The sequence below is a fragment of the Winogradskyella wandonensis genome (assembly GCF_004346845.1).
In the GTDB taxonomy this organism is placed as follows: domain Bacteria; phylum Bacteroidota; class Bacteroidia; order Flavobacteriales; family Flavobacteriaceae; genus Winogradskyella; species Winogradskyella wandonensis.
On record NZ_SMGI01000001.1, the window covers coordinates 481,050 to 505,956 of the forward strand.

Below are 24,907 nucleotides of genomic sequence, written 5' to 3' on the forward strand. Positions count from 1 at the left end.
CATTTTTTTTTAAAATACACGACTTAAATTAAATCCAAAGAAAAAATCACCATCACCCCAATCTCCAGTTCCTTGACCTAGAAATGTATTGGTGTTCATGCCTTGAGCATTTGTAAAATGCATTTGGAATACATGTCCGCCAGTTTCTAAGTCCACGCCAATAGATAATGGATTTTTATATGGTGATGTGTCAGAACGGTTAAGGTGCCATCCATAATCCATATTAAGAGACCATCTCTTTGTTAATTTATATCTTCCTCCAAGTCCTAGAGCATATTGCGTATTATCTTGATTGTTATCAATAACATAATTATCATGGAATATAGTGGGTGCCAATTGTAAGGATAAATTTTTATTAAACTTTCGGGCAATTAAAAGCTGAGTAGCGTATCCCAAACGATTTTCAAACTCTAATTTAGGCAGATTTGCTTCGTCTAAAGCCGTGTTTATTAAAAATGAATTATACCCAACAATAGTAAATGGTGAGCCACCTTCTTTTTGCTTTACCAATCTATATTTTAAAGCACCTTCATATATTTTTTGAAAGGAACTTCGTGAAACACTAACATTTAGCCAATCATTAACACCATAAATAAAGTTAAGTCGAGTCACAGCATCGTCAAGACCAAAAAAACTTTCAAATCCATTTTTAACAGTACCAAAACGGTGCGCAACAACAAATGTAAATTCTTTTTTTGCTGTCAGTTTAGTTGATTCAAAGTTTACAATCTTGAGTCCCTTAAACGTAGCAGTAGCGTAATTATCTTCAGGTGATTCTTGGTCTATTTCGTCGAGCAAATCATCTTGTGCAAACAGCGAAATAGAAAATAAGAGTAGTAATAAAGAAATTGATTTTTTCATTAGTTAGTAGTTATGGTGCATTGATCGAGTTTAATTTCTTCCAGTAAGTCGTCGTAACCGATAAATCGTCCTTTAACAGAAATTTTTCTTTTCTCCGATATAGGGTTTTGTTCAAGCAAGCTACAAAAGATTGAGTTATTAAGCGTCACACTGCTATTTCGCTGTGCAGTTATTTCACCATTAATAAGTATAGTTTTATTAAGATATTTTGATTGTGCGATTTCTGTATCGGTGGCAAATTCTGCTATTAAATCTTCGGCATTTAAGGTGTAGGCTGCAGATTCAGTACTTATATCTCTATGGTCTTGATAAACGTAATTATAACCAAAAACAGCAGCAATTAGGAGAAGAATAATAACAATGAGAAGCGTCTTTTTTTTCATATTAAATTGAAATACAGTCTGATATAAAGTTATGAAAAATATTCAATTAAGGACTATAGTTCAATATCTACTCTATAGGATTTAAGCGATTCTTTATAATCTTCAACCGAAAAGTTTTCCTCAGAAAACTCTAGTTTTCGCATTTTATTTGCTTCGTTACGCTTAATTGCCTTTAAAAAGCGTTTTAATTCTTCTTCATTAGTAATTTTTAATCCTGGTACTTCTACGGTTTTTCCGCTTTCATCAACAGCGACCATGGTAAAATAAGACGAATTGCAATGTTTCTTTTTGCCGGTTCTAATATTTTCAGATTCAACTCTAATACCAACAACCATAGATGAGTTACCAACATAGTTAACGGATGCCTTCATGGTAACTAATTCGCCAACTTCAATAGGATTCAAAAAATTCACCTTGTCAACCGAAGCTGTTACACAATACGATTGCGAATGCTTAGAAGCACAACTAAAAGCAATTTGGTCCATTAAGCTAAGTATGTAGCCACCGTGAATTTTTCCTCCAAAATTGGTGTTAGATGGCAACATCAATTGCGAAATCTCTATTCTAGAGGATTTTACAGATTTAAACATAAGACTGAAGGTTTAGATAAAGTAATCCTATTAAAATAGCGATTCCAAAACTTATCAAAGTACCAATGAGTATGTATTCCGTTAGTTTTCGTTCTTTAGAAGCCGTTAAATCTCCAAACCGAAAAACTGATTTAGCAGTAATTAAAAAGCCAACAGCTTCCCATCGACCAACAACGATGAATATAAAAACAAGAAGCCTTTCGAGTATGCCAATGTATTTACCCGCATCTTTTAGCGACTCGTTGCCTTTTGTGATTTTATTTATATCCCATTTTGAAAAAATAGTTTTCATAATAATTGATGTAGGCTGAATTAAAAACAGTACGCAAACCAATAAGAGTAAGTTGCCTGTATTAACGATGTTAAACGTAAGCGTGTCTTCCAGAAAAAGAGGAACAATCAATAGAATAGTTAATACATGCAATAGCTGATCTACAAAGAATAATAAGCGCTTGTTCTTCTTATTTTGAAGTAAAAGCTTAGCACCATCAATGACGTAATGAATTACCCCGACCAATACTATCATAGGCCATAATGATAAGTCCCAAACTAAAACAAACATTAAGGCAACATGAATTAGGATATGCACGTAAAGCCATTTAGATTTTAGTTGATGTTTCTCTTTGTGTTTTACCCATTGTTGTGGTTGAAGAAAGAAATCGCCAATAAGGTGAGCGAGTATGAGTTTTAATAGGAGAAGTGTCATCATTTAGGGCTATTTTAAATTTGAAACTTTTTGTCTAAACATACTATCCAATTCTTTTATTTCGTCTAGATAAGCACGTTTTTGCCGTTTACTTACCGCATCTTGACTAATACCTACTAATTTAGCTAATTCAGATTGAATCATCTGAGGATTCTCTAAACTAAGTTTTACAATTTCTGCTGAATTTGTAGTCCAATTATCCATAGCGATTAAGGCTAGTTTGAAATATAAATTAAGCTCCTTGTCTAAACCGAAGTCATTTGTCTTTATTTTTAAATTTTGTTTTTCCTTTTTTAAGGTTTCAAAGGTCTCTCCGGAAAAGACAAACGCTTCTCCGTTAGATTCAGCCACGGAATTACCTTCATAGTCTTTATTCCCAATACCAATAGACATACGAACATCTAGGCCTTTTAGAGATTTAATACATGCTTTGATATAAACGGCAGTACTAAAGCTCTCTTCAACCTTAGGAAAATCTAATTGAAAACTATCTCCTCTATAAATATCATAGAATTTAGAATCTGAAGATTTGTTTTCTAAAGCAGACTTCAATGGTTTTAACCATAAATCTTGGTTTATAGCTTTGCGTGATTTAATAATATCTCCTGTGATTACACTTGTCATATATTCGATATTTTTTCAAATATATGCCTTTTTTATGGAATAATATAATTTATGCCTTAATTATGGAATATTATTAATTATGCCTTTTATATGGAATATTTAATCAATATCTTTTTTGTGCCAATTGTTTCTTATGCCATATTCGGTTTCAACCTTTTGAAATAGACCAATAAGCAAAAAAATAGCACCTAATACAAAACTTATTATCGTGATAAAAAGATTAAGGTCTTCTCTTTCTGAAATTTTATAATCTGATATCATAAGAATAATCGAGAAGCAAATCGCAGCAATCCCTAATAATAGAACACGCATATAATAAAAACGGAGTGTCCACTTGTAAATGGTATTTATAAGTTTCTTATTCAAAATCCTCTTCAGCTCGTTTTATAATAGCTTCCGGCAATGACTTCTTAGCTTTTGCCCCCATTTTCTTAATATTTTCTACACGCGAAATCAGATTACCTTTGCCTTCAACCAATTTATTCATGGCAGAAGCGTAGTCGCTTTTAGCAGCGTCTATTTTTTTGCCTACACCAGTTAAATCGGTTACTAAGCCTTCAAACTTATCATATAAAGCGCCAGCTTGTCGGGCTATTTCAATGGCATTTTGTTGCTGTTTTTCGTTATTCCACATCGTATCGATAGTACGAAGTGTCGCTAAAAGTGTAGAAGGCGTAACTATAACAATGTTTTGTTCAAAAGCTTTATTGTACAGTGTGTTATCTTCGTTAATGGCTACAGCGAAAGCAGGCTCTATCGGAATAAACATCAGTACAAAATCAGGCGATTCTATATCGTATAAATCTTGATAATTTTTTGCCGAAAGTTGGTCTACATGCTTTTTTATAGAATTAACATGTGCTTTTAGATAGACCGCTCGTTCATCATCGTCAGCATTAACCATACGCTCGTAATCTACCAAAGAGACTTTGGAATCGATAATCATTTTCTTAGAGTCTGGAAGGTGTAACACAACATCTGGCATAACACGAGAACCATCTTCTCGCTGAAAGTTTTGCTGAACAAAATATTCGCGGTCTTTTTCTAAACCAGATTTTTCTAAGACGCGCTCCAACACCAACTCACCCCAATTACCTTGCGTTTTACTATCGCCTTTAAGTGCTTTGGTAAGGTTGGTCGCTTCTTTGGCCATTTGTTGGTTGAGGTCTTTTAAACCAAGTAATTGCTCTTTTAAAGCCGAGTGCATACTTATACTTTCTTTTTGAGAATCTTCTACCTTTTTCTCAAAGGTTTTTATTTTCTCTTCAAGCGGATTAAGGATATTTTTAATGTTTTCTTTATTCTGATTTGTGAATTTCTCTGACTTTTCATCAAGAATTTTTTGCGCCATTAACTCAAAATCTTTACGTAGTTGCTCTTGCTGCTTGGCTAATTCTTCATCTCGCTTTAAGTTTTGTTGTTGGAGATTTTCCATCTCGGTATTACGACGCGATAACTCGGTACTCAGAAACTCTTTTTCACGACGAATCTCTTCACGCTCACTTTCTACTTTATCGATGGTTTGTTTTAAATCTGCGATAGAATTACTAAGTTGAAGCTGACGCTCTTCCAAAGTACTTTTATCACTTTTGCTTTTTAGCTGTGCGAATTTAAGTCCAATATATCCGCCAATTGCTGCAGAAACTATAATAGAAATAAGAAGAATAAGCGTGTCGTTCATGTTTTAAATGTGAGTTTTATCAAAGATAAATTTTAATGTTGAAATAGAAACAGAAAACTATTTAGTAACTCTAAAACTTCCTGTCTTACTGTCAAAAGCAATCATGTCTTCAGGAAAAAGCGAATAGAAAACGCCTTTTTCAATCAAATGGCAAGGTTGGTCGGTAACTGTTACTTCTTTGGTCATTACAATCATCGTATCGCATAACTGAATCGCCAAATTAATCTCGTGAGAAGAGAACAGAATCGTTTTGCCTGTGTCCTGGGTTAATCTTTTCAGCAGTTTTAGAATATACGCTTTATGATACATGTCGAGATGCGTCGTTGGCTCATCTAGAATAATGAGGTCTGTATCTTGAGCTAAAGCACGAGCTATCATTACTTTTTGAAGCTGCCCATCGCTCAACTCAAAGCATTTTTTTTCTTTTAAATCAGTAACGCCAACTAAGTCTAAAGCTTGGTTTATTTTCTCAAAATCAATCTCAGTTAAATTACCAATCCAATTGGTGTATGGATGACGACCGAGTGCAACAAGCTCAAAAACTGAAAGATTTTTGGAGGTTAGCTGTTCTGTAAGTACGATGCTTAGTTGTGTAGCGAGTTGGTGAGCAGAGGTTTGCTTTAAGTCTTGATTGTTTAGAGAAATGCTTCCTGATAATTCAGGCTGAACTTTTATTAATGTTCTTAATAAGGTTGATTTTCCTATACCATTCTCACCTACCAAACCAATCAATTGACCTTTTTCTAAATCAAAATTAATATCTGAAGCGATAACCACATCTTTCCTTTTGGTTTTGTAACCAATAGAAAGCTGCTCTGCCTTTAAGATGATATGTTTGCTTTCGGTTTTCAAAATTAAAACATCATTTTTCGTTGTCTTACCAATAACCAAATTACTACAGGCGCACCAACTAACGCTGTGATGGCATTAATAGGCAATATATAATCACTACCTGGTAATTGCGCTACGCTATCGCAAATAAGCATAACTATGGCTCCAAATAGACAAACAGCTGGTAATAGAATCTTATGATTAGAAGTCGTAAAAATTTGTCGTGTTAGATGCGGAATGGCCAAACCAATAAAGGCTATTGGGCCAGCGAAAGCTGTAATTGTACCAGCAATTAAACTTGTAGCTATGATAATAATAAATCGATTTTTCTTTAAGTTAATACCTAAGCTTTTGGCGTAGTTATCGCCTAGCAAAAGACTATTTAAGCCTTTAATTGAAGCAATACTTAGAACTAATCCCACAAAATAAATTCCTGAAAAAATCAAGAGTTCATTCCAAGATAAGTTACTCAAACTTCCAAAACCCCAAAAAATGTATTGTTGCAATTGTTCGGCAGAACTAAAATAGGAGAGAACGCTAACCACCGCGGCCGTAATACTTCCAAACATGAGCCCTATGATTAAAATTGCCATGGTATCTCTCACGCTATGCGAAACGGCTAAGACAGACATTAAAACCAAAAAACTCCCCAAACTTGCTGCAATGACAATACTCCATTTGCTAGCTAAGGCAATGGCAAAAGCTCCACCAAAGAGACCAGACCCAAGTATCACTAAGGCCACTCCTAAACTTGCACCAGAACTGATACCTAAAACAAAAGGTCCAGCCAAAGGATTTCTGAATAAGGTTTGCATTAGCAGACCCGAAATCCCTAAACCAGAGCCAACCAAAATGGCTGTAATAGCTTTTGGTAGTCTAAAATTTGTAATGATAACTTCCCAGGTAGAATTTTCTATGGAACCAAATAAGCTTCCAAAAATACTTTTAAAAGGGATGCTTACAGAACCTAGACTAATGTTCGTAAAGAAGCATAAAGCTAAAATTACGAATAGCAATAAAAATTGAAGTTTGTATGTTTTGCTAGTCTTCAAATTTCTTAAAAAAGTAAGGTTTGTAATCTGCTAAAAGTTCTGGATGTGTAATCTTTATAATATCTTTTAGAATTAAATCTGGGCGAGCGGCTCCAAGTTCGTAATACAAATTTCCACCTGTTGTACCAATGGAATTAGTAAAGCTGTAGACTTCTCCACTTTTGAAAGCATCAAAATTTGTGTAAAGCGGATTGGCATCTTTCATTTGTTTTAAACTCCTGTAATATGATGGACTTAACCAAATATCCGCATCTTTAGCTTTATCTAAAACAGCCTCAAAACTTAAATATAAGCTTCCGTTTCCACTACTGTCATTCCATAGATAATTAACATTAGCATCTTTTAAAAACTGAGCTTCAGGACTATCACCGTTTGGTAAATGCCAAACATCTTTAGTCATGGCACCACTTAATACACTTGGTTTTGAGGTTGCATTTTTAGCCAATGTTTTGGCTTCTTGATAGTCTTTCTCAATTTTATTAAAAATAGAATCGGCTTCCTTTTCTTTATTGAATAATACCCCAAAGAACTTAATCCATTCGGCTTTACCTAAAGCAGAAGATTCTACCCAGCCGCCATGATAAATCACCGGGATATTTGCTTTCTTAATGGTCTCAAAGGTTTTGTTTGCGCCATCAATTCCAAAGCCTACAACAAGATTAGGGTCTATTTCTAGAAGCACTTCGGTATTAATGCCTTCATTTTTTCCCAACTCTCTAACAAGTCCTTTGTCTATTCGTTGTCTTGTTTTTTCTGAAGAGATATAATCTGTTCCAGGAAAACCCACAAGCTTTTCTTCAACGCCAAGGAGTTCTAAAGAAGGAATGTGCGTCGTAGATGTTACGACGATATTTTCAATCGGATTAACGATTACGCCATCGTAGGCATCTTTTGGAAACGTCATTTTAGATAAAGCGTCTTTAGATGCTACCAAATAGGTATAGGTTTTTTCAGATTTTGGCCAAGGTTTCGAAACGGTGATGACTTTATAGTCATTATATTCTGACACAGAAAATCCTTCAGCATACTTGAGTTGAAGTTGTTTTACTTCAGAACCAGGAAGTTGCTCTATTTTGGTTTCATTTTTACATGAGAGCAAGCAGAAAACCATTAAAGTGTAAAACAGGGCTTTCCATTTAGGTTTAATCTTCTTCATAAATCAAAACTAAGAATTATTTAAGTTATAGTATGTAGATTAAAGTAATTGTTTAATTTCGCACCGAAATCTGGTTCGAATTTGAATATTTTCAAATACGATTAAAAGGGAATCTGGTGTAATTCCAGAGCTGTTCCCGCAACTGTAAGCTACAAGCTTGTTGTTACCTTCAAAGTCACTGTAATGATTGTAAACGTCATTATGGGAAGACAAACAACAAGACGTAAGTCAGGAGACCTGCCAATTTCAACATAGAAGTAAAACTTTCGGGATAAAAGTTTACGTATAGTTCGCTGTATGTTCTCGGGCAATTAAAATTTAAAATGAAAAAACTTAAGGTTTTTTGTATACTCGCTATGGGTTTACTGAGCACTATTGTTGTGCAAGCACAAGATTCTACTCAGGTTGAAAAGTTAGATGAAGTGGTAGTTACAGATACACGTTTTGCCATAAAGCGTGAAAATTCTGGTAAAACGGTTATTAAAATTTCTAGAGAAGAGATTGAGCGTAATCAAGGACGTACAATTGCGCAGTTGATTAATACCAAGAGTGGTATGGAAATTAACGGAACACGCAGTGTAGCAGGGCAAAACTTAGGCTACTTTGTTCGAGGTGGTAATAACAGACAGGTATTGGTTCTTATTGATGGTGTACAGATAAACGACCCATCTTTACCAAATAACGAATTTGATTTACGTTTATTAGACCTTAATACAATAGAAACCATTGAGATTGTTAAGGGTGCAGCAAGTACACTTTATGGTAATTCTGCAGCTACAGCAGTAATTAATATCACAACTAGGAAGTCTTCAAAAAAAGCAATCTCTGCAAACTTTTCTAGTGTGGTTGGGACTAATCAATCGCAAGATGAGGACGATTATCGTGTAGAAGCGTTTACTAACACTATTTCTGTAAACGGAACTGTAGAGGACTTTAGTTATGTAGCGAGTTTTGGGAATCAATTTTCTGAAGGTTTGTCAGCTGCAAAATCAGATAACCCTGAAGCAGACCCGTTTTCTAGATATAATGTAAATCTTAAGTTAGGCTATGAGTTTTCAGATAAGTTTAGCTTAACAGCTTATGGAAGTATAGATAGATTTAAAACGGATATCGATGGTTTTCCACCACCAAATTTTACTATTGCTGATACGGATGATAGATTCAATTCTGAGCAAAAGCGTGTAGGGATTGCTCCAAAATTCTCTTACAACAATGGTAGTTTTCAGATAAATGCCGCATACACGGATATTGAACGTGAAACAATTATGCCTTTCTCAACTACTATTAACGAAGGCGAGAGCTTTGTCGTGGATGCGTTTAATAAGTACACCTTCAATGAGAATATTTACACTATAGTTGGTCTTAACTATGGCGATTATAAAAGTAGATTCGCAGAAGAAGAGAGTTTTACAACGACAGACCCTTACGTAAATGTGGTTTGGATTACTGACATAGACTTAACGCTTAACGTAGGTGGACGATTAAATAACCATAGCGAATATGGTTCTCAGTTCGTGTATAATATCAATCCTTCATATAAAATTGAAGTAAATGAAGGTTACGCAAAAGTATTTGGGTCTTACGCGACGTCATTTATTGCGCCAAATTTATCACAGCTATTTGGTTTCTTTGGTCCAAACCCAAATTTAGAACCAGAAGAGAATACAACTATAGAGGCAGGTCTTGAATATAATACTAAGAAAGGCTTTAGAGTAAATGCAGTTTATTTCAATAGAGAAGAAGAAAACACAATTATTTTTGGTAGTAGTGGTTATGAAAATGCTGCATCAGATGCAATTGTAAGAGGTGTTGAGGTCGAAGCTGAAGTTAATTTGGTTAAAGATTTGTCCATCTCTGCTAACTATACCTTTACAGAGTTAAAAGACGGCATACGCATTCGTTTACCAAAGCACCGTGCTAATGCGAGTTTAGGTTACGATTTTTCGTTTAAAACATATATGTCTCTTGATTATCAATATGTAGGAAAAAGACAGGATACAGACTTTTCAACCTTTACTACTGTAGATTTAGAAGCGTATTCTCTGATAAACTTATACTTTAGTCACAAGCTTCTAGAAAACAATAAGTTGAAGTTTTTTGCAAGCGTCAACAATCTATTTAACGAGGATTATTTTGAAATTTTAGGTTATGCCACACAAGGTAGAAATATCAACCTTGGTTTTAACCTCAAGTTTTAGTTACTTGTAAAATGGGGGATTAAAAAGCCGCTTCAATGGAAGCGGCTTTTTTTATTTTATTTGTTTTTTACGCTTAAATGATGATTACGATTATCAAACATTTCATACTCAATTTTTGGAATAAATTTTTTGTCAGGAACCAACTCAAACTTCGAATTAGCTTCTGGTAATGAAAATCTACCTGCTCCCGTGATTTCCAGGATAGCTGCCTCTAGTAAAGGCTCATTAATATCTCCTAATACACCTAGATTACCTATTTGCTCTGTTAATTCAAATCCAAGAGTAGGAGGTAAACCGTCATAGTATTGTGAAAAGCCGTCAGCGTTTGCTGATTCGTAAATTAGAGGTTGTAAAGCATATGTATGATTTGGATTTGCGTTAGCTCTTGTAAAATCTTCAGAATCATAAATGGTTGTTGAGGCTTGAGGTTTACCTAAAGTATCATCACCTATCTGAATGACCTCAATATGTGGTCTAAGTCCATTAATTACTAACTCGCTAGCTGAGGCCGTACTACCAGATGTTAGTACGTATACTTTATTTAAGCCTAGGCTATTAATGGTTTGCTGAAAAGTAATATCGCCATCAGAATTTCTTATAATCATTTGATTGGTGAAATTATTAATTAACGCTGCTGGGTTTTGACTCTCAAATGCTGCTTGAAAATCGCTATTCCATTCCTCTTCAAAAAATAGAGTATTATTATCTAGTCCGGATATCATTGAAGCTAAGAAGATTGCTGTGTCTACAGAACCTCCGCCGTTGTATCGCAAATCCAAGACCAAATCGTCAATATTTGCAGCGTTAAAGCTTGCCATTACATTATTTAATTCTGTCAATGTTGAGCTACTTCTTCTAAATCCATTGTACATTAAATAACCAATTCTGAAACCGTTAGTTTCTATAACTTCATTAATTAATATGGGATTTTCAGTTATGACTTCTTTGGTTAGTGTAATTGAATTTCCATTAGGAGAAATAGAATCATCATCCGTCTCAGGAGTTCCATTGTCATTATAATCTGCAAGATTTATAGTGTAAGAAGAATTGTCTCCAAACAATAAATTTCCGAAGTTTGTATCTGTTAATGTAGTACCATCAACGCCTGTAAAAATCATTCCTCTTTCTACACCTTGAGAACTAGCGCTACTGTTTGGTAAAACGTATCTAACAAATCCAAATACATTATTGGTACCAGAAAAGCGTGCCAATCCAAATCGCATCCCATTATCTAAACGTGTGCCCTGTAATTGTTGTTCTAATTCTAGAAAATTAGGAGTAATAATACTAAACTCATCAACATCATTTGGCAAATAAATTAACGATTCAAACAAGTCTTCTGGAGAAGAAAACCCATTTAGATAAGCTGCGTACTCATTATTACTTGCAAATCTATCATTGGCTAAATCTGGTGTTTCGTCTTTATATACGTAAAATACATTCATGCCTTTCCACACGAAATCATTGATTTCGCTTGCCGTAATGGCATTATCATCTTGGTCTTCAAAACAACTTGTAGCAAATAATGCAACGGTTATGGTTAATAGGAATAATTTAATTTTTTTGGTCATTTTTCTTTCTATTTAAACTAGCAATAGTATTTAAGTTGTAAAACTCTAAATTTACTTACAATATTGTAGAATAAAAAGAAATAAATTTTAATGCAGGCTTAAGATTATGACAGTTTGATTTATTTTCAGTTTTAAATTATTGATTTTCAATATTTTAAAAATAATTTTATTTACCATGTAACAAAATAAGTTATGTTTCGTCGTAATTATGAAAGCGCCTAAAAATGCTTTCCGACCAATCAAAACCATGTAATGACACAGGCAGATTTTGTAAGCTTAGTGATGCCATTTAAGGATAAAGTGTTTCGTTTAGCAAAACGCTTACTCGTTTCTCGTGAAGAAGCTGAGGACGCCACGCAAGAAATACTTTTGAAATTATGGAATAACAAACAGAAAATCAGCGACTACAAAAACGTAGAAGCTTTTTCTATGACCATGACTAAGAATTTTTGTCTAGACCGTTTAAAGTCTAAGCAGGCGCAAAATCTAAAGATAGTTCATAGCAATTATCAAGATAATAGCCATTCGTCTTTACAAAAGCAAGTAGAAGCAAGAGATAGTGTTGACTGGGTCTCGAGCATCATAGAAACATTACCAGAACAACAAAAAATTATAGTACAGCTTAGAGATATTGAGCAATACGATTTTGCAGAGATTTCTAAAATGTTAGACATGAACGAAACCGCAATTCGTGTGGCCTTATCTAGAGCTAGAAAAACTATAAGAGAACAATTAACTAATACACATAGTTATGGTATTAAATAATATTGAAAATTTATTAGAAAAGTACGACAACGCAGAGACAACACTGCAAGAAGAAGCACAGTTAAGAGCTTATTTTAGTAGTGAAGATGTAGCGCCACATTTGGAGCATTACAAACCGTTGTTTGTCTATTTTACTAGTACGCAGCAAGAAGCGTTTACCAAAGACGTTCCATTAAACACTAAAAAGAAAACAAGATTGTATCAATGGATTTCTGTCGCAGCTGTAGCCGTTTTAATGCTAGGTATTATGATACCACAGGTTTGGGACAATAGTCCTAAGACCTTGGCAGATTACACGCCAGAAGAGCAAGAACTGTATAACAAAACCAAGAATGCGTTAGCCTTTATGTCGGCAAATTTTAATGAGGGTACATCTAGTTTAAACGTACTTGAGATGGCATCAGATAATTTAAATGCAGGTATATACAAAGCGAGTTTTGTATCAGAATTCGGAAAAACAACAAACAAACTTTTAAAGTAATAACACAAAACAAAAACAAAAACAAGAATCATGAAAAATTTAATTTTAATAGTAGCCTTTTTACTTACATCTGCGGTATCATTCGGTCAAGGTGTATTTGATAAATTTGAAGACTTAGATGGCGTAACATCAGTAGTAGTAAACCAAAAAATGTTTAAAATGTTAGCCACTATGGGAATAGACCTAGACGACCCAGAAGCGCAAGAGTTTGTAAATATGGCAAAAAACATTACAGGATTTAAAGTATTTACTACTGGAGACGAAAAAATATCTTCAGATATGAATGCCACTGTAAAAAAGTACCTCAAAAGCTCCGATTTAGAAGAGTTAATGCGTATTAAAGATGGAGACCAGACCGTATTCTTCTATGTAAAAGAAGGTAAAGATGAAAATCATGTAAGAGAACTACTTATGTTTGTTAACGGTCTTAAAGAAATGACTCAAGGGCAAGACATAAAAATTAATGGAAAGAAGCGCGAAATAGAAACTGTTGTATTATCTCTTACGGGCGATATAGACTTAAGACAGATTTCTAAGCTTACAAACCAAATGAATATGCCCGGTGGAGAGCAGCTTAAAAAAGCAAATAAGAAAAACTAATTTTATAACTAATGAAATTTCAATCAATCAAAAAACTTATAATGTTAGCCTTAGTTACTGTAACTTTTTTAAGTTGCAGTAATGGGCCAACGTTGCAAACCTATTATGTAGATAACGAGTTAAAGCCTGGTTTTACAACATTCGATGCGCCAACTAGCCTTATCGATATCGAAAAGATAGACCTCACAGAACAACAACGCAAAGCCTATAACTCTGTAAACAAGTTAAACGCTCTTGTATTTCAGATGAATGAAAACAATAAAGAGCAATACAAGGTAGAGTTAGAAAAGGTAAAAACAATTCTCAAACACCCAAAGTATGAAGAGTTATTACGTGGCGGAAACTCCACCGACGGAAAATTCGTTGTAAAATTCTTAGGAGACGTAGAGCGTATAGATGAACTAGTTCTTATGGGAAATGCCAATGACAAGGGATTTGCAGTAATAAGAATACTAGGAGACGATATGAATGCTAACGATTTATTATCGCTTAGAACAGCCTTAGATAAAGTAAATTTTGACAATACAGACCTTAATGGTCTAACAGAATTTTTTAAATAGACTGACCGCTATTTAAAAGATTAAAATGTTAATGAGAATCGTCTTTCAAATTAGTTGTAAGACGATTTTTCTTTATGTCTTTTTTAAATAAAATTACAGACACAATTATAGCCAAAGCAGCCGTTAATCCAATCAATAGAATTTTAAAAATAACGTAATCTAAAACATCAAAAATACCGGCAGTGATAAATGTTAACGCCACTATCGCTATAATGCAAAGCGATACTGTATTGTAATTTAAAGGAAAAGGTAACCTAAATTTCATATCCCTGTGTAATTGCTCGGACTTATAGCTTTAAGCTCTGTTTTAATAGACTCACTTACGTCTAAGGTATCAATAAAATTATAAATTGAAGACTCTGTTATAACCTCGTTAGTTCGTGTTAGACCTTTTAACGCTTCATACGGATTTGGATAGTTCTCACGTCTTAATATCGTCTGAATAGCTTCTGCTACAACAGCCCAATTGTTTTCCAAATCTTGCTTAAACTTAGATTCGTTAAGTAAAAGTTTTCCTAAGCCTTTTAACGTTGCTTGAAACCCTATTAAAGTATGCCCAAATGGCACACCAACATTTCTTAGTACAGTGCTGTCGGTCAAATCACGCTGTAATCTACTAATTGGCAATTTGGCAGATAAATGTTCAAAAATGGCGTTGGCAATTCCTAAATTACCTTCACTGTTTTCAAAATCTATAGGATTTACTTTATGCGGCATCGCTGAGCTGCCTACTTCTCCTTTTTTAATCTTTTGTTTAAAGTAGTCCATAGACACATACGTCCAAATATCACGGTCTAAATCTATGATAATGGTGTTGATACGTTTTAAGGCATCAAAAAGAGCAGCCATATGGTCGTAATGCTCAATCTGAGTGGTTGGAAAAGAATGTTGAAGCCCAAGCTTCTCTTGCACAAAACGAGTTCCAAAATCTTTCCAATCTATATTTGGGTAAGCGACTTTATGTGCATTAAAATTACCTGTTGCTCCTCCAAATTTTGCGGCACTCGGGATATCGTTTAGCAAATTGAATTGCTCTTTTAAACGCACCGCAAACACCAGAATTTCTTTTCCTAAACGAGTAGGAGATGCCGGTTGTCCATGTGTTCTAGCTAACATTGAAATAGCTTTCCAATCTTCGGCTAATTCTTCAATCTTTTTTAAGAGATTAAAGTATTCTGGAACATATACATCATTCATAGCCTCTTTAATACTCAATGGTATAGCAGTATTGTTGATATCTTGAGATGTTAATCCAAAATGAATAAATTCTTTATAATCTGATAAACCTAATACATCAAATTTTTCTTTAATAAAATATTCAACAGCCTTTACATCATGATTTGTGACTTTCTCTATGTCTTTAATAGCGTTAGCATCTTCTGAAGTAAAGTTTTTGTAAATGGCTCTTAAATCATCAAAAACAGAATTTGAAACTGACTGCAATTGGGGCAACGGAATTTCGCAAAGTGCGATAAAATATTCTATTTCTACTAAAACACGATATTTTATAAGAGCTTCTTCAGAAAAATAATTACCTAGAGATTCAACTTTAGAGCGGTATCTACCGTCTATTGGAGAGATTGCATTCAGTGATGAAAGTGCCATTGTTGTTCAGAATTTTAAAAGCATCAAATATAGCAAAGTCAACCCGAAGACGGAAGCTTTTTTAGAGCTAAAACAAGGCTTTTATCTACGACTTTAATTTAGACATCCATTTTAGAATGTGTCTAGATTTTGCCTTAAAACCAGCGCTTTGGGTATGATAATCACGTTCTATAATGGTTTTTAATTCTGGATGAATCCAATCGAATTCCATACCTAATAAGTAAAGCGAATTCATGCTGTACGCTTTTACAGCTACTTTTTCATCACGAATCAACCAGTCAAAACAAGCCTCTGTTATCTTTTCTTTGTGGTGTTGCGTTAAATACTTAATTACATTTGGATGTTTTTTCTTGTAATACAAGTCCATAAGTATGTCAACAACTTTAGCACATGGTCTGGTAGCAGAATCTAATTTTAAAGTGCTTAAATTAGAAACAAAATAGTCTAAATGTGGCAAGATAATAGAATGGTCTTCTTTAAAGGCAAACTCAAAAATCCAAGAGGCGCGTGGTGCTATTTTTTTGTCCTCTGAAAAAACTAACTCCATTAAGGGTTCAATTAAATTTATGTTATCCAGAATAATCGTTGCGTATTTTGTTCTAGAAGCACGTGTAGCGTTTACATAATTTAATTCGCTGTAAAGTTGGTCTTTTTTCAAAAGGTTTCTTATTTTTAAATCTTCTAAATTACTTAAAATACAATGATAAAAAAATTGCTCAAAAAACTCGGATTAGCGTTATTAATAGTATTTGTTTTGGCTCAGTTCTTTGGTCCTGAAAAGAATAGTGGAGACTTAGCTTCTGTAGATGCCTTTTTAGCTGAGACAAAACCATCCGAAGAGGTTACCGTAATTCTAAAAAACACCTGTTTCGACTGCCATAGCGACTATACAAATTACCCTTGGTACAACGCCATTACACCAGTTAATTACTGGCTTAATGACCACATTAAAGACGGTAAAAAACACTTTAACGTATCTAAGTGGACCGATTACTCTTTAAAGAAAAAAGACCATAAGTTCGATGAGCTTATTGAAGAAGTAGAGGAGAAAGAAATGCCTTTGCCAAGTTATACATGGACGCATGGCGATGCTGATTTATCACCTGAGCAGATTGAAGCTGTAGTAACTTGGGCAAAACAAGTAAGAACTACCTATGCACTGCAGATGCAGCAAGCGCAGTAATAGTTTCGCATTGATATGAATTTTTTAATTCCATTAGCTAATTACAGCTTTTGGAATTTGTTTTTTTAGATTTAAGGTCACTAGTTTTATGAGAAAATTGCTAATTATCGGTTTTGTATGGCCAGAGCCTAAAAGCTCTGCAGCTGGCAGTCGTATGTTGCAACTCATAGCGCAATTTAAAAGTCAAGGTTTTGTAATAACCTTTGCAACAACAGCTAACGAAAGCGAAAATGCTTTTGATTTACAATCTATAGATGTGTCAACAGCAGCCATAAAGCTTAACGATGCGTCTTTTGATACTTTTATAATCGAGCTTAAGCCTGATGTTGTATTATTCGACCGTTTTATGACTGAAGAACAGTTTGGTTGGCGTGTAGCAGAACATTGCCCAGAAGCATTAAGAATTTTAGATACCGAAGATTTTCATGGACTGCGCAAGGGAAGAGCAGCTGCCGTAGAAAGTAAAGAAGAGTTCTCCATTAAACATCTACAAAACGATACCACAAAACGTGAAGTAGCGAGTATGTATCGTTGTGATTTAAGTTTGATGATTTCTGAAGCTGAAATCGACATTTTAACCAAACAATTAAAAGTAGATAAATGTTTACTTTGCTATTTACCATTTTTATTAGCACCAATTTCTGAAGAAAGTATTAGTAATTTGCCAGATTTTGATGCGCGTCAGCATTTTATAACCATTGGAAACTTTCTGCATCCACCAAATTACGATGCGGTGTTGTATCTAAAAGAAGTGTTGTGGCCTTTGATTAGAAAGACACTTCCAGAAGCCGAGTTGCATGTTTATGGTGCTTACGAATCTCAAAAAGTAAAACAGTTACATCAACCAAAAGAGGGCTTTTTAATTAGAGGTTATGCTGAAGATGTTAATGAAGTCATGCGAGACGCTAAAGTTTGTTTGGCACCATTGCGCTTTGGTGCAGGACTAAAAGGAAAACTAATTGATGCCATGCAGAACGGTACGCCATGCGTTATGTCTTCTATAGCAGCAGAAGGGATGTTTGGAGATTTAGAGCCCAATGGATTTGTGGAAGATACCGCCACGAGTTTTGCAAAAAAAGCTGTAGAACTTTATAATAATGAAATTATTTGGAAGCAAAAACAACATCAAGGATATGAGACAATTGGGCAACATTTCGACAGAAATAAGTTTGAAGCTGGTTTCGAAAAAAGTATAATTAATCTTTTGGAAAACCTAAAATCGCATCGTCAAAACAACTTTATGGGTCAGTTACTTATGCATCATAGTTTACAAAGCACAAAATATATGAGTAAATGGATAGAAGAAAAAAATAAGCGATAACTATTTTTTTATTCAAAAATGTAAATTATATTTGTCATATAGTAAAAATAATTTTACTTAATATAAAAGATATTTGTCAATTATGAATAAGAAAAGTTTAATAGAGTGTGAGCGTCATCGCATTCAGAAGTTAATAGATTTTAGATTGCCAACAGTATTTAAATGGTGGGGTGCAATTTTAGTTGTAATAGCATTCGTGCTATTTTTTGTAAGAAATCAATTTCCGGATTCTGCAGAAATGATAAGGGGCATAGGGCGAAAAGTATTTATTATAGGTCTATTATGTATTTCGCTGTCTAGGGATAAAGAGGAAGATGAAATGACAATTGCTTTAAGGGCTCAGTCTTATGCCATTGCTTTTATTATTGGTGTTTTATATGCTTTGATTATGCCTTATGTTGAGTTTGGTGTTTCTAATGTAGTCCATTCTGGTGGAGAAGCTTACAAGGATTTAGGGGATTTTCAGTTATTGAGCTTTATGTTTTTAATTCAGCTAGGATTTTACTACACTTTAAAACGCTTTAGATAATGAAAAATACAATTAAAGTAGAGCGTGCTATTTTGAGTTTAACTCAGGATGATTTAGCCAAAAAAATAGGTGTTTCCAGACAGACGATTAATTCAATCGAGGCCAATAGATATGTACCATCAACAGTGCTAGCATTAAAACTATCGGAGGTTTTTAATAAGCCTGTAAATGATTTTTTTAAACTAACAGTAGAAGATTAGTTTAAAAAAAAGGAACAATTAAAAATCAATATTATATTTGGCATCGTTATTAAAAAATTATGATATGAGAAATTTGAAATTTATTTTAATTGCTTGCTTGTTTGTTTTTCAAGCCAATGGATACGGACAAGAAGAATCTGAAGTGGCTACCACTAGCAATGATTCTAATGAAACGGGAACTATCTGTTTTATTAGAAAAACTGGCTTTTATGGTTCAGCAGCTGCATTTAAAACTTTTATAGATGAAGAGTTTGTTTGTAAACTAAACAATAAACGTTACTCTATGCACGAGGTAGCTCCTGGTAGTCATATAGTTTCAGTACAGTTTGGCGGTAAAAAGTCTAAAGAAAAGGCAGAAAAATTTCAGATAGATGTTAATCCTGGGCAAATAACATATGTGCAAATAGTTATGGAAACAGGTGCTTTTGTTAATAATATTTATTGTGAAGAAATCACTGAGAAAACAGCTAAACGGAAAATGGAATCTTTGAAAGTAGATAAGAAATGTAAATAATTAAGAAGGTCTATTTTTTAAATAGGTCTTTAATTTTTGTATTCCGGTAGTCGCCCTTTCGGGAATCACGGTAACATTAGAGTCGTTAATATTTGCAGGATTTGGGTCAATATAATAAATAGGTGTTTTAGAAGCTATAAAATTTACTAAACTAGCCGCAGGATAGACTTGCATACTTGTGCCAATAATCACTAAAATTTCTGCGGTCTCACAAATGTCTATTGCTTTTTCTATCATTGGTACATCTTCGCCAAACCATACGATATGAGGACGTAATTGGTACCCTAATTCACATCTATCACCTAAGTAAATATCTTCTGTCCAGGTTTTTACGTCGCTAGGGTTTCCTGTACTACGTACTTTTCGTAATTCTCCATGTAAATGTAAAACGTCTGTACTTCCTGCGCGTTCGTGTAAATCATCTACGTTTTGGGTAATTATTTTTACATCGTAGTATTTTTCCAACTCAGCCAACGCTAAATGCGCACTATTAGGCTTAACAACCTTAAGTTGTCGTCTCCTTTGGTTATAAAAATCTAAAACTAATTCTGGATTAGTTCTAAATCCTTGCGGTGACGCTACTTGCATAACATCGTGTCCTTCCCATAAACCATTAGCATCTCTAAAGGTTTTAACACCACTTTCGGCACTCATACCTGCACCAGTAAGTACAACTATACGTTTCATATTTATTGGTCAGTTTATTTGCTGGTTTTCCAATTCTTGTAGCTATTTGTTTTAATGAAGTTTTTAAAAACATTTTCGCCATTTTCGTCAACCTCTTCTAAATAGGTGATAAGCTCATCTTTATCGTATTCTTTAATTAGCGAGTTGAGATAGGAAATGGCTTCGTCATTGTGTTCTAAAATGCATAAAACCGCTAGATAAGAGCTTTGTGCCTCGAAAAACCCATCGTAATTATCTACTATATACTTGTAGTTATCTAAAGCGACTTGGTAGTTTTTATCTAAATACGCAATGTTGGCTTTAGAGTAATTTAAGAAATCGTCTTCGGTTATTTTTTTTAGTTTTTCAACACATTCAATAGCTTCATAATTCATGTTTTTTAGAAGGTAATAATCAATTTTATTGAGATAAACTGTTGGGTCATTACCATGATATTCTAATAATTCTTCAAGCGATTTTAGATATATTTCCTCATTTATATTTACAGCCATCAATGACTTTAAAATTAAAAAAAACTTATCCTTAGAAATATCACTTTTAATTTTGTTCATCATGTTATAGGCTCTTTTAGAATCACCTAACTGATTAGCCTTAATCGCACGTTCTAGATTAATAAAATCTTGCTTAGCAACTGTGTTTTTATTATCTGCTTCGTATCCTATTAAAGCAAAATTCATTAACCTACTTAACGTATCGGAGAATGCTTCGCCTGTAAGGTAAACATAGATATCTACGAATTCGTAAGCCTTGGTTTTTTTATTCTTTTTAACACGGTAATCATGATAATTGAGTCCAGCATTAGTATACAATCTAAAAAGGATATAGTAGGTTTGTTCGATGTCGTCGTAGCGGTAATTGACAAAATCGTAATACCCATTATCTTTAAGTTCTGAAATTATTTTATTAGGAATATTTTTAAATGCTTCACTCATTCCAGAAAGCATTCCTTTGTAAAATGCTTTATTAGTCGCTTCTTTTTCTGTTTGATTTTTTACAAGTTTATTAAACTCTTTTTCGGAAAAATAGCTTAAATATTTTTTGGTGTCATAGTTTCCAATAGCCGATTGTATTGAGTCGCCAAGCGCTTTTACTTTTAAGTCGTTGTATAAGGTATTGGACAACGTATCCTTTGGACTAATATTTTTGTTATTTTGGGAGAACGTAAAACATGGGATTGATAAAAATAGAACGAATATATAAGTTCTAACGGTCCAATTATTAATAAGCATTTCATCTAAATTTTGATTTTAAATATACACTTTTTTTAATGACAGACTTAAAGCTCCTCACGTATCTAGAAAGCTATTTAACCGAAAATAGGCGACAACGTTTTTCTGAAGTTTTAGCGCAGAGAACAAAGCATTTTACGGTTGCTACTGAAGATGTATACCAATTACACAATACGAGTGCTGTTATACGCTCGTGCGATGTTTTTGGCATACAAGAAGTCAATGTTGTTGAAGAAGTTAATTCTAAACGAATTGACCGCGAAATAGCCATGGGAGCTCAAAAATGGGTAGATCTTAATCGTTACAATAGTGTTAAGTCTTGTATTGATGATTTAAAAGCTAATGGCTATCAAATCGTAGCGACAACACCTCATACTAACGATTGTGAACTTATGGATTTTAACGTTACAAAGAAGTCCTGTTTCTTTTTTGGTCGCGAAACCGAGGGATTGTCGGATTATGTATTACAGCATGCCGATAGTTTTTTAAAGATACCTATGGTGGGATTTACAGAGAGTTTAAATATTTCGGTTTCGGCAGCAATTATCCTTCAGCATGTTACGTCTAAACTACGAAAATCAGATATTAACTGGAGGCTTTCTGAGGATGAAATTATTGCCAAACGTTTCGATTGGATTAAGAAAACCATTAAAGACTACGATGCTATTGTAGAACGATTTTATGCGGCAGAAAATCAATAAAGTCTAAACTTAAGGTCTCGTTTTACTTTTATTTTTAATGCGTTCAGAATTTCGGTTAAGTACTTTATATTCTTCATAACATTCACTAATAGCATCAAGAATCTGAAGGTCGTTCGCCGTTCTAATAAAGTCGCGAGAGTAGTTACATTGATTTACAATTTCGTCTATATCGTACTTGTCCACTTGCAGTAAAACAGTAAGCATTTCACGGTCAAAACGTTTAGCAAGCTGATTTCTAATCTCGTCATTTTTTTTCATCTCCTTTAACTTACGCATTTGGTTTGGCTTTTTACCAAACATCTTGTAAAGAAAATCTGCTGGATTAAAAATTGCGCCAAGCACTTTATTTACTACATTAGTTTGTCCACCTTCGTAACCTTGATTTGGAATTCCGGAGATTCTAAATCGGTTATTGGTACGGATAGGTACTTGGTTAATATCCACTTCGAGATAGCCTGTAAGTTGTAATTGTTTTACAACAACTTCTTCCAAAGCTAGGGCTTCGTCGGTCATTTCTATTTCGGTGTTACCAAATTTTATCCAGTCATTTGTAACACGTACTTTAATAGATTTATAACCAATGTACGAAAGGTGAAGTGTGTCGTTTACACTTGCGCGAATGTCAAAAACACCGTCATCATTGGTGGTTGTGCCAATAACTTGATTAAGGTTAACAATATTAACGTCTGATAATGGTGCTTTTGTAGTGCTACTTATTATGGTGGCTTGAACTCGTGTAGGTTCTGATTCCGTTTCTTGTGCTAGGGCAAAAAAACTAAGACAGCATAGTAAGAAGCTAAAAAATAATCGCATGCTTTAAACTTATGTGGTAAAGGTACTAAACAAAACGCATTTTGATTGTTTAGTATTTTAGATTTGACTAAATATTAACAAGAAGCTTACCAAAAAAGCCCAGAACACGTTCTGAGCTTTGATGTACATATTATTTTCTTCTAGAACGTCTTGGTCTATCAGACCCAGAAAAGCTTCCTGAATTTTCAGTACGACGTCCTCTAGGTTTATCTTCGGAACGACGCCCTCTTCCGCTATCTGCGCTTCTGCGTGAGCGTCTTTCGCCTCTTGGTTTGTCTTCAGAGCGGCGTCCTTTTCCTCGACCACCCGCATCTCTTCGGCGTCCGCCGCCACCACTGCGACCTTTGTTTTCGGAAACTTCTACATTAACAAAACGCCCTTCGTGTTTAAAATCTGTGAAGAAAGCTAATACTTTTTCTTGCATTTCTTTCTCTGTATTAAAGAACGAAAAGCTGTCTTTTACATCAACTTTAAATACATCGTCACGACCTAAATCTAGTTTTTCTTTAAGAAAATCTTTTAGCTTCATCCAGTCAAAGCCATCCTTACGACCTACATTTATAAAATAACGCGTATCGTTAGAAGATTTTCCATAATCTCTGTCATCTCCACCTTTACTATCCACAACACCTAAATCTTTAGATTTTTGGTAATAGTTATGAAAACGGTTAAATTCTACAGAGAAAAACTTCTTGATTAAATCTTCTTTAGATGTATCTTCAAATAACGCGTTAATGCTATCGAGATACTTATCAATTTCGTGACCAATTTCCGTATTATGAATTTTATTCGCCAATGACATTAACTGCACTTCGGTGATTTCTGTTCCGCTAGGAATATCTTTTTTCTCAAACTGCTTTTTAATAATGCGTTCGATACTTTTAATCTTACGTAACTCACTTTTAGAAACAATCACCATAGAAACACCTGTTTTACCAGCACGGCCAGTACGGCCAGAACGGTGTGTATAGGTTTCTATCTCGTCTGGTAATTGGTAATTAATAACGTGAGTTATATCATCTACATCAATACCGCGAGCAGCTACATCTGTTGCTACAAGCATTTGTATTTGCTTGTTTCTAAACGACTTCATCACTAAGTCACGTTGATTCTGACTTAAATCGCCATGAAGTGCACCAGCGCTATAACCGCTTTCTATAAGATTTTCAGCGACTTTTTGGGTGTCTCTTTTTGTTCGGCAAAACACCACAGAAAAAATATCTGGATTGGCGTCTGCCAAACGTTTTAAAGCTTGGTATCGGTCTCTTGCGTTAACCAAATAGTATTCGTGAGAGACGTTATTTGTACTTTCATTTTTGTTACCTACTGTAATTTCAATAGGGTCGTACATAAACTTTTTTGCAATAGTAGCCACTTCTCTTGGCATGGTAGCAGAGAATAACCAGGTACTTTTATCGTCTGGTGTGTACGATAAAATATCGGTAATATCTTCATAAAAGCCCATGTTTAGCATTTCGTCTGCTTCGTCTAAAACACTATACTGAATTTTAGAGATATCCACCATTTTACGGCTAATCATATCTTTCATACGACCTGGCGTTGCGACAACGATTTGCGCACCGCGCTTTACTTGTTTGGCTTGTTCTGTAATGCTTGCTCCGCCATAAATAGCAACCACATTAAGACCGTTACAATATTTACCGTATTGCTTAAGCTCGTTAGTTATCTGAAGACAAAGTTCTCGCGTAGGAGATAAGATTAAGCCTTGCGTTGTCCGACTGTCAATGTCTATCTTTTCTAACATTGGAAATCCGAAAGCAGCTGTTTTGCCTGTACCTGTCTGTGCTAAAGCAACGAGGTCGCGTTCTTCGGTTAATAATTGTGGAATTGCTTTTTGCTGAATTTCACTTGGAGTTACAAACCCCATATCCGTGATAGCTTGTAATAGGTCTTTGTTAAGACCGAGTTCTTGGAATGTGCTCATTCTTTTTTTGTAAGTATTCGATTATGTTATGTAGTGTTACATAAGAAGGTAATCGACATACTTAACCTAAGACTTCTTGTAACACATCCTCACTCTGAGGAATCTAATGAAAATCAATCCT

General features: G+C 34.4%; 29 protein-coding genes and 1 riboswitch. Of the genes, 11 read left to right on the forward strand and 18 right to left on the reverse strand.

All coding sequences use genetic code 11. The annotated features are described in order from the left end of the window. Positions 1 to 9: 9 nt before the first annotated feature. The 10 genes from DFQ05_RS02185 to DFQ05_RS02230 form a co-directional block, all read right to left on the reverse strand. On the reverse strand, positions 10 to 861 hold the full coding sequence (locus DFQ05_RS02185) for a DUF5777 family beta-barrel protein (protein ID WP_132703128.1): 852 nt from the start codon (positions 859 to 861) through the stop codon (positions 10 to 12). After that, on the reverse strand, positions 861 to 1,244 hold the full coding sequence (locus DFQ05_RS02190) for an OB-fold protein (RefSeq protein ID WP_132703130.1): 384 nt from the start codon (positions 1,242 to 1,244) through the stop codon (positions 861 to 863). The genes DFQ05_RS02185 and DFQ05_RS02190 overlap by 1 nt, the downstream gene beginning before the upstream one ends. Before the next feature lie 53 nt (positions 1,245 to 1,297). Further along, positions 1,298 to 1,834, reverse strand: coding sequence for an acyl-CoA thioesterase (locus DFQ05_RS02195; protein WP_132703132.1), 537 nt, complete (start codon positions 1,832 to 1,834; stop codon positions 1,298 to 1,300). Further along, positions 1,827 to 2,543: a DUF3307 domain-containing protein gene (locus tag DFQ05_RS02200; RefSeq protein WP_338419693.1), complete on the reverse strand. Its 717-nt coding sequence runs from the start codon at positions 2,541 to 2,543 to the stop codon at positions 1,827 to 1,829. The genes DFQ05_RS02195 and DFQ05_RS02200 overlap by 8 nt, the downstream gene beginning before the upstream one ends. Before the next feature lie 6 nt (positions 2,544 to 2,549). Then, a complete protein-coding gene (locus tag DFQ05_RS02205; protein WP_132703134.1) occupies positions 2,550 to 3,164 on the reverse strand; it encodes an HMG-box domain-containing protein in 615 nt (204 codons plus the stop codon). Positions 3,165 to 3,263: 99 nt separating this feature from the next. After that, entirely contained in the window at positions 3,264 to 3,530 is a 267-nt protein-coding gene (locus DFQ05_RS02210; RefSeq protein WP_132703136.1) for a hypothetical protein, read from the reverse strand. Beyond that, a complete protein-coding gene (locus DFQ05_RS02215) occupies positions 3,523 to 4,845 on the reverse strand; it encodes a DNA recombination protein RmuC (protein WP_132703138.1) in 1,323 nt (440 codons plus the stop codon). The genes DFQ05_RS02210 and DFQ05_RS02215 overlap by 8 nt, the downstream gene beginning before the upstream one ends. A 57-nt stretch (positions 4,846 to 4,902) precedes the next feature. Next, positions 4,903 to 5,697 (reverse strand): ABC transporter ATP-binding protein, encoded by a 795-nt coding sequence (locus DFQ05_RS02220; RefSeq protein ID WP_132703140.1) that lies wholly within the window; start codon positions 5,695 to 5,697, stop codon positions 4,903 to 4,905. A 2-nt stretch (positions 5,698 to 5,699) separates the two neighbouring features. After that, a complete protein-coding gene (locus DFQ05_RS02225) occupies positions 5,700 to 6,728 on the reverse strand; it encodes a FecCD family ABC transporter permease (protein ID WP_132703142.1) in 1,029 nt (342 codons plus the stop codon). Further along, positions 6,718 to 7,884, reverse strand: coding sequence for an ABC transporter substrate-binding protein (locus DFQ05_RS02230; RefSeq protein WP_132703144.1), 1,167 nt, complete (start codon positions 7,882 to 7,884; stop codon positions 6,718 to 6,720). Before DFQ05_RS02230 ends, DFQ05_RS02225 begins: the two co-directional genes overlap by 11 nt. Positions 7,885 to 7,938: 54 nt before the next feature. Further along, positions 7,939 to 8,143, forward strand: a riboswitch (cobalamin riboswitch). Positions 8,144 to 8,207: 64 nt separating this feature from the next. Here DFQ05_RS02230 and DFQ05_RS02235 point away from each other — a divergent pair. Then, positions 8,208 to 10,082, forward strand: a complete 1,875-nt coding sequence (locus DFQ05_RS02235) for a TonB-dependent receptor plug domain-containing protein (protein WP_132703146.1) — start codon at positions 8,208 to 8,210, stop codon at positions 10,080 to 10,082. 56 nt (positions 10,083 to 10,138) lie between these two features. Here the strand turns inward: DFQ05_RS02235 and DFQ05_RS02240 are convergent, their stop codons facing one another. After that, positions 10,139 to 11,653, reverse strand: a complete 1,515-nt coding sequence (locus DFQ05_RS02240) for a S41 family peptidase (protein ID WP_132703148.1) — start codon at positions 11,651 to 11,653, stop codon at positions 10,139 to 10,141. Between the two features lie 252 nt (positions 11,654 to 11,905). Here DFQ05_RS02240 and DFQ05_RS02245 point away from each other — a divergent pair, with 252 nt between their 5' ends. From DFQ05_RS02245 to DFQ05_RS02260, 4 genes are read left to right on the forward strand one after another with little or no spacing between them, the layout of a single operon-like run. After that, complete coding sequence (locus DFQ05_RS02245) at positions 11,906 to 12,418, forward strand: RNA polymerase sigma factor (protein ID WP_132703150.1); 513 nt, start codon at positions 11,906 to 11,908, stop codon at positions 12,416 to 12,418. Further along, the gene (locus tag DFQ05_RS02250) at positions 12,405 to 12,899 is read left to right on the forward strand and encodes a hypothetical protein (RefSeq protein ID WP_132703152.1); all 495 of its coding nucleotides are present in this window, start codon (positions 12,405 to 12,407) and stop codon (positions 12,897 to 12,899) included. The genes DFQ05_RS02245 and DFQ05_RS02250 overlap by 14 nt, the downstream gene beginning before the upstream one ends. Before the next feature lie 30 nt (positions 12,900 to 12,929). Next, positions 12,930 to 13,499 carry a DUF4252 domain-containing protein gene (locus DFQ05_RS02255; RefSeq protein WP_132703154.1) on the forward strand — a complete coding sequence of 190 codons (570 nt, stop codon included), beginning with the start codon at positions 12,930 to 12,932 and terminating at the stop codon, positions 13,497 to 13,499. 11 nt (positions 13,500 to 13,510) lie between these two features. Further along, entirely contained in the window at positions 13,511 to 14,059 is a 549-nt protein-coding gene (locus tag DFQ05_RS02260; RefSeq protein ID WP_132703156.1) for a DUF4252 domain-containing protein, read from the forward strand. Between the two features lie 28 nt (positions 14,060 to 14,087). On the opposite strand, the gene DFQ05_RS02265 is transcribed toward DFQ05_RS02260, so the two are convergent. The 3 genes from DFQ05_RS02265 to DFQ05_RS02275 all read right to left on the reverse strand — a co-directional run bounded on the left by DFQ05_RS02265 (position 14,088) and on the right by DFQ05_RS02275 (position 16,322). Beyond that, on the reverse strand, positions 14,088 to 14,324 hold the full coding sequence (locus tag DFQ05_RS02265; protein WP_132703158.1) for a hypothetical protein: 237 nt from the start codon (positions 14,322 to 14,324) through the stop codon (positions 14,088 to 14,090). After that, entirely contained in the window at positions 14,321 to 15,664 is a 1,344-nt protein-coding gene (gene purB, locus DFQ05_RS02270) for an adenylosuccinate lyase (RefSeq protein WP_132703160.1), read from the reverse strand. The genes DFQ05_RS02265 and purB overlap by 4 nt, the downstream gene beginning before the upstream one ends. An 85-nt stretch (positions 15,665 to 15,749) precedes the next feature. Next, a complete protein-coding gene (locus tag DFQ05_RS02275; RefSeq protein ID WP_132703162.1) occupies positions 15,750 to 16,322 on the reverse strand; it encodes an adenylosuccinate lyase in 573 nt (190 codons plus the stop codon). Positions 16,323 to 16,364: 42 nt separating this feature from the next. Between DFQ05_RS02275 and DFQ05_RS02280 the strand changes: the two genes are divergently transcribed. The 5 genes from DFQ05_RS02280 to DFQ05_RS02300 all read left to right on the forward strand — a co-directional run bounded on the left by DFQ05_RS02280 (position 16,365) and on the right by DFQ05_RS02300 (position 19,411). Continuing rightward, positions 16,365 to 16,847, forward strand: a complete 483-nt coding sequence (locus DFQ05_RS02280) for a heme-binding domain-containing protein (protein WP_132703164.1) — start codon at positions 16,365 to 16,367, stop codon at positions 16,845 to 16,847. Between the two features lie 88 nt (positions 16,848 to 16,935). Further along, the gene (locus DFQ05_RS02285; protein ID WP_132703166.1) at positions 16,936 to 18,168 is read left to right on the forward strand and encodes a glycosyltransferase; all 1,233 of its coding nucleotides are present in this window, start codon (positions 16,936 to 16,938) and stop codon (positions 18,166 to 18,168) included. An 82-nt stretch (positions 18,169 to 18,250) separates the two neighbouring features. Beyond that, positions 18,251 to 18,697: a hypothetical protein gene (locus tag DFQ05_RS02290; RefSeq protein WP_132703168.1), complete on the forward strand. Its 447-nt coding sequence runs from the start codon at positions 18,251 to 18,253 to the stop codon at positions 18,695 to 18,697. Further along, the gene (locus tag DFQ05_RS02295; RefSeq protein ID WP_132703170.1) at positions 18,697 to 18,897 is read left to right on the forward strand and encodes a helix-turn-helix transcriptional regulator; all 201 of its coding nucleotides are present in this window, start codon (positions 18,697 to 18,699) and stop codon (positions 18,895 to 18,897) included. The genes DFQ05_RS02290 and DFQ05_RS02295 overlap by 1 nt, the downstream gene beginning before the upstream one ends. Before the next feature lie 64 nt (positions 18,898 to 18,961). Beyond that, complete coding sequence (locus tag DFQ05_RS02300; RefSeq protein WP_132703172.1) at positions 18,962 to 19,411, forward strand: DUF2846 domain-containing protein; 450 nt, start codon at positions 18,962 to 18,964, stop codon at positions 19,409 to 19,411. Here the strand turns inward: DFQ05_RS02300 and DFQ05_RS02305 are convergent, their stop codons facing one another. Both DFQ05_RS02305 and DFQ05_RS02310 read right to left on the reverse strand, forming a co-directional pair. Continuing rightward, the gene (locus DFQ05_RS02305; protein WP_132703174.1) at positions 19,412 to 20,098 is read right to left on the reverse strand and encodes an SIR2 family NAD-dependent protein deacylase; all 687 of its coding nucleotides are present in this window, start codon (positions 20,096 to 20,098) and stop codon (positions 19,412 to 19,414) included. 14 nt (positions 20,099 to 20,112) lie between these two features. Continuing rightward, on the reverse strand, positions 20,113 to 21,327 hold the full coding sequence (locus tag DFQ05_RS02310; protein WP_132703176.1) for a tetratricopeptide repeat protein: 1,215 nt from the start codon (positions 21,325 to 21,327) through the stop codon (positions 20,113 to 20,115). Between the two features lie 38 nt (positions 21,328 to 21,365). On the opposite strand from DFQ05_RS02310, the gene DFQ05_RS02315 reads away from it, so the two are divergent. Further along, positions 21,366 to 22,028 carry a TrmH family RNA methyltransferase gene (locus DFQ05_RS02315; protein ID WP_132703178.1) on the forward strand — a complete coding sequence of 221 codons (663 nt, stop codon included), beginning with the start codon at positions 21,366 to 21,368 and terminating at the stop codon, positions 22,026 to 22,028. A 9-nt stretch (positions 22,029 to 22,037) separates the two neighbouring features. Here DFQ05_RS02315 and DFQ05_RS02320 read toward each other — a convergent pair whose 3' ends face one another. Together DFQ05_RS02320 and DFQ05_RS02325 are read right to left on the reverse strand one after the other, a co-directional pair. Next, complete coding sequence (locus tag DFQ05_RS02320) at positions 22,038 to 22,841, reverse strand: carboxypeptidase-like regulatory domain-containing protein (RefSeq protein WP_132703180.1); 804 nt, start codon at positions 22,839 to 22,841, stop codon at positions 22,038 to 22,040. Positions 22,842 to 22,971: 130 nt separating this feature from the next. After that, complete coding sequence (locus DFQ05_RS02325; RefSeq protein WP_132703182.1) at positions 22,972 to 24,786, reverse strand: DEAD/DEAH box helicase; 1,815 nt, start codon at positions 24,784 to 24,786, stop codon at positions 22,972 to 22,974. Between the last annotated feature and the right edge of the window lie 121 nt (positions 24,787 to 24,907).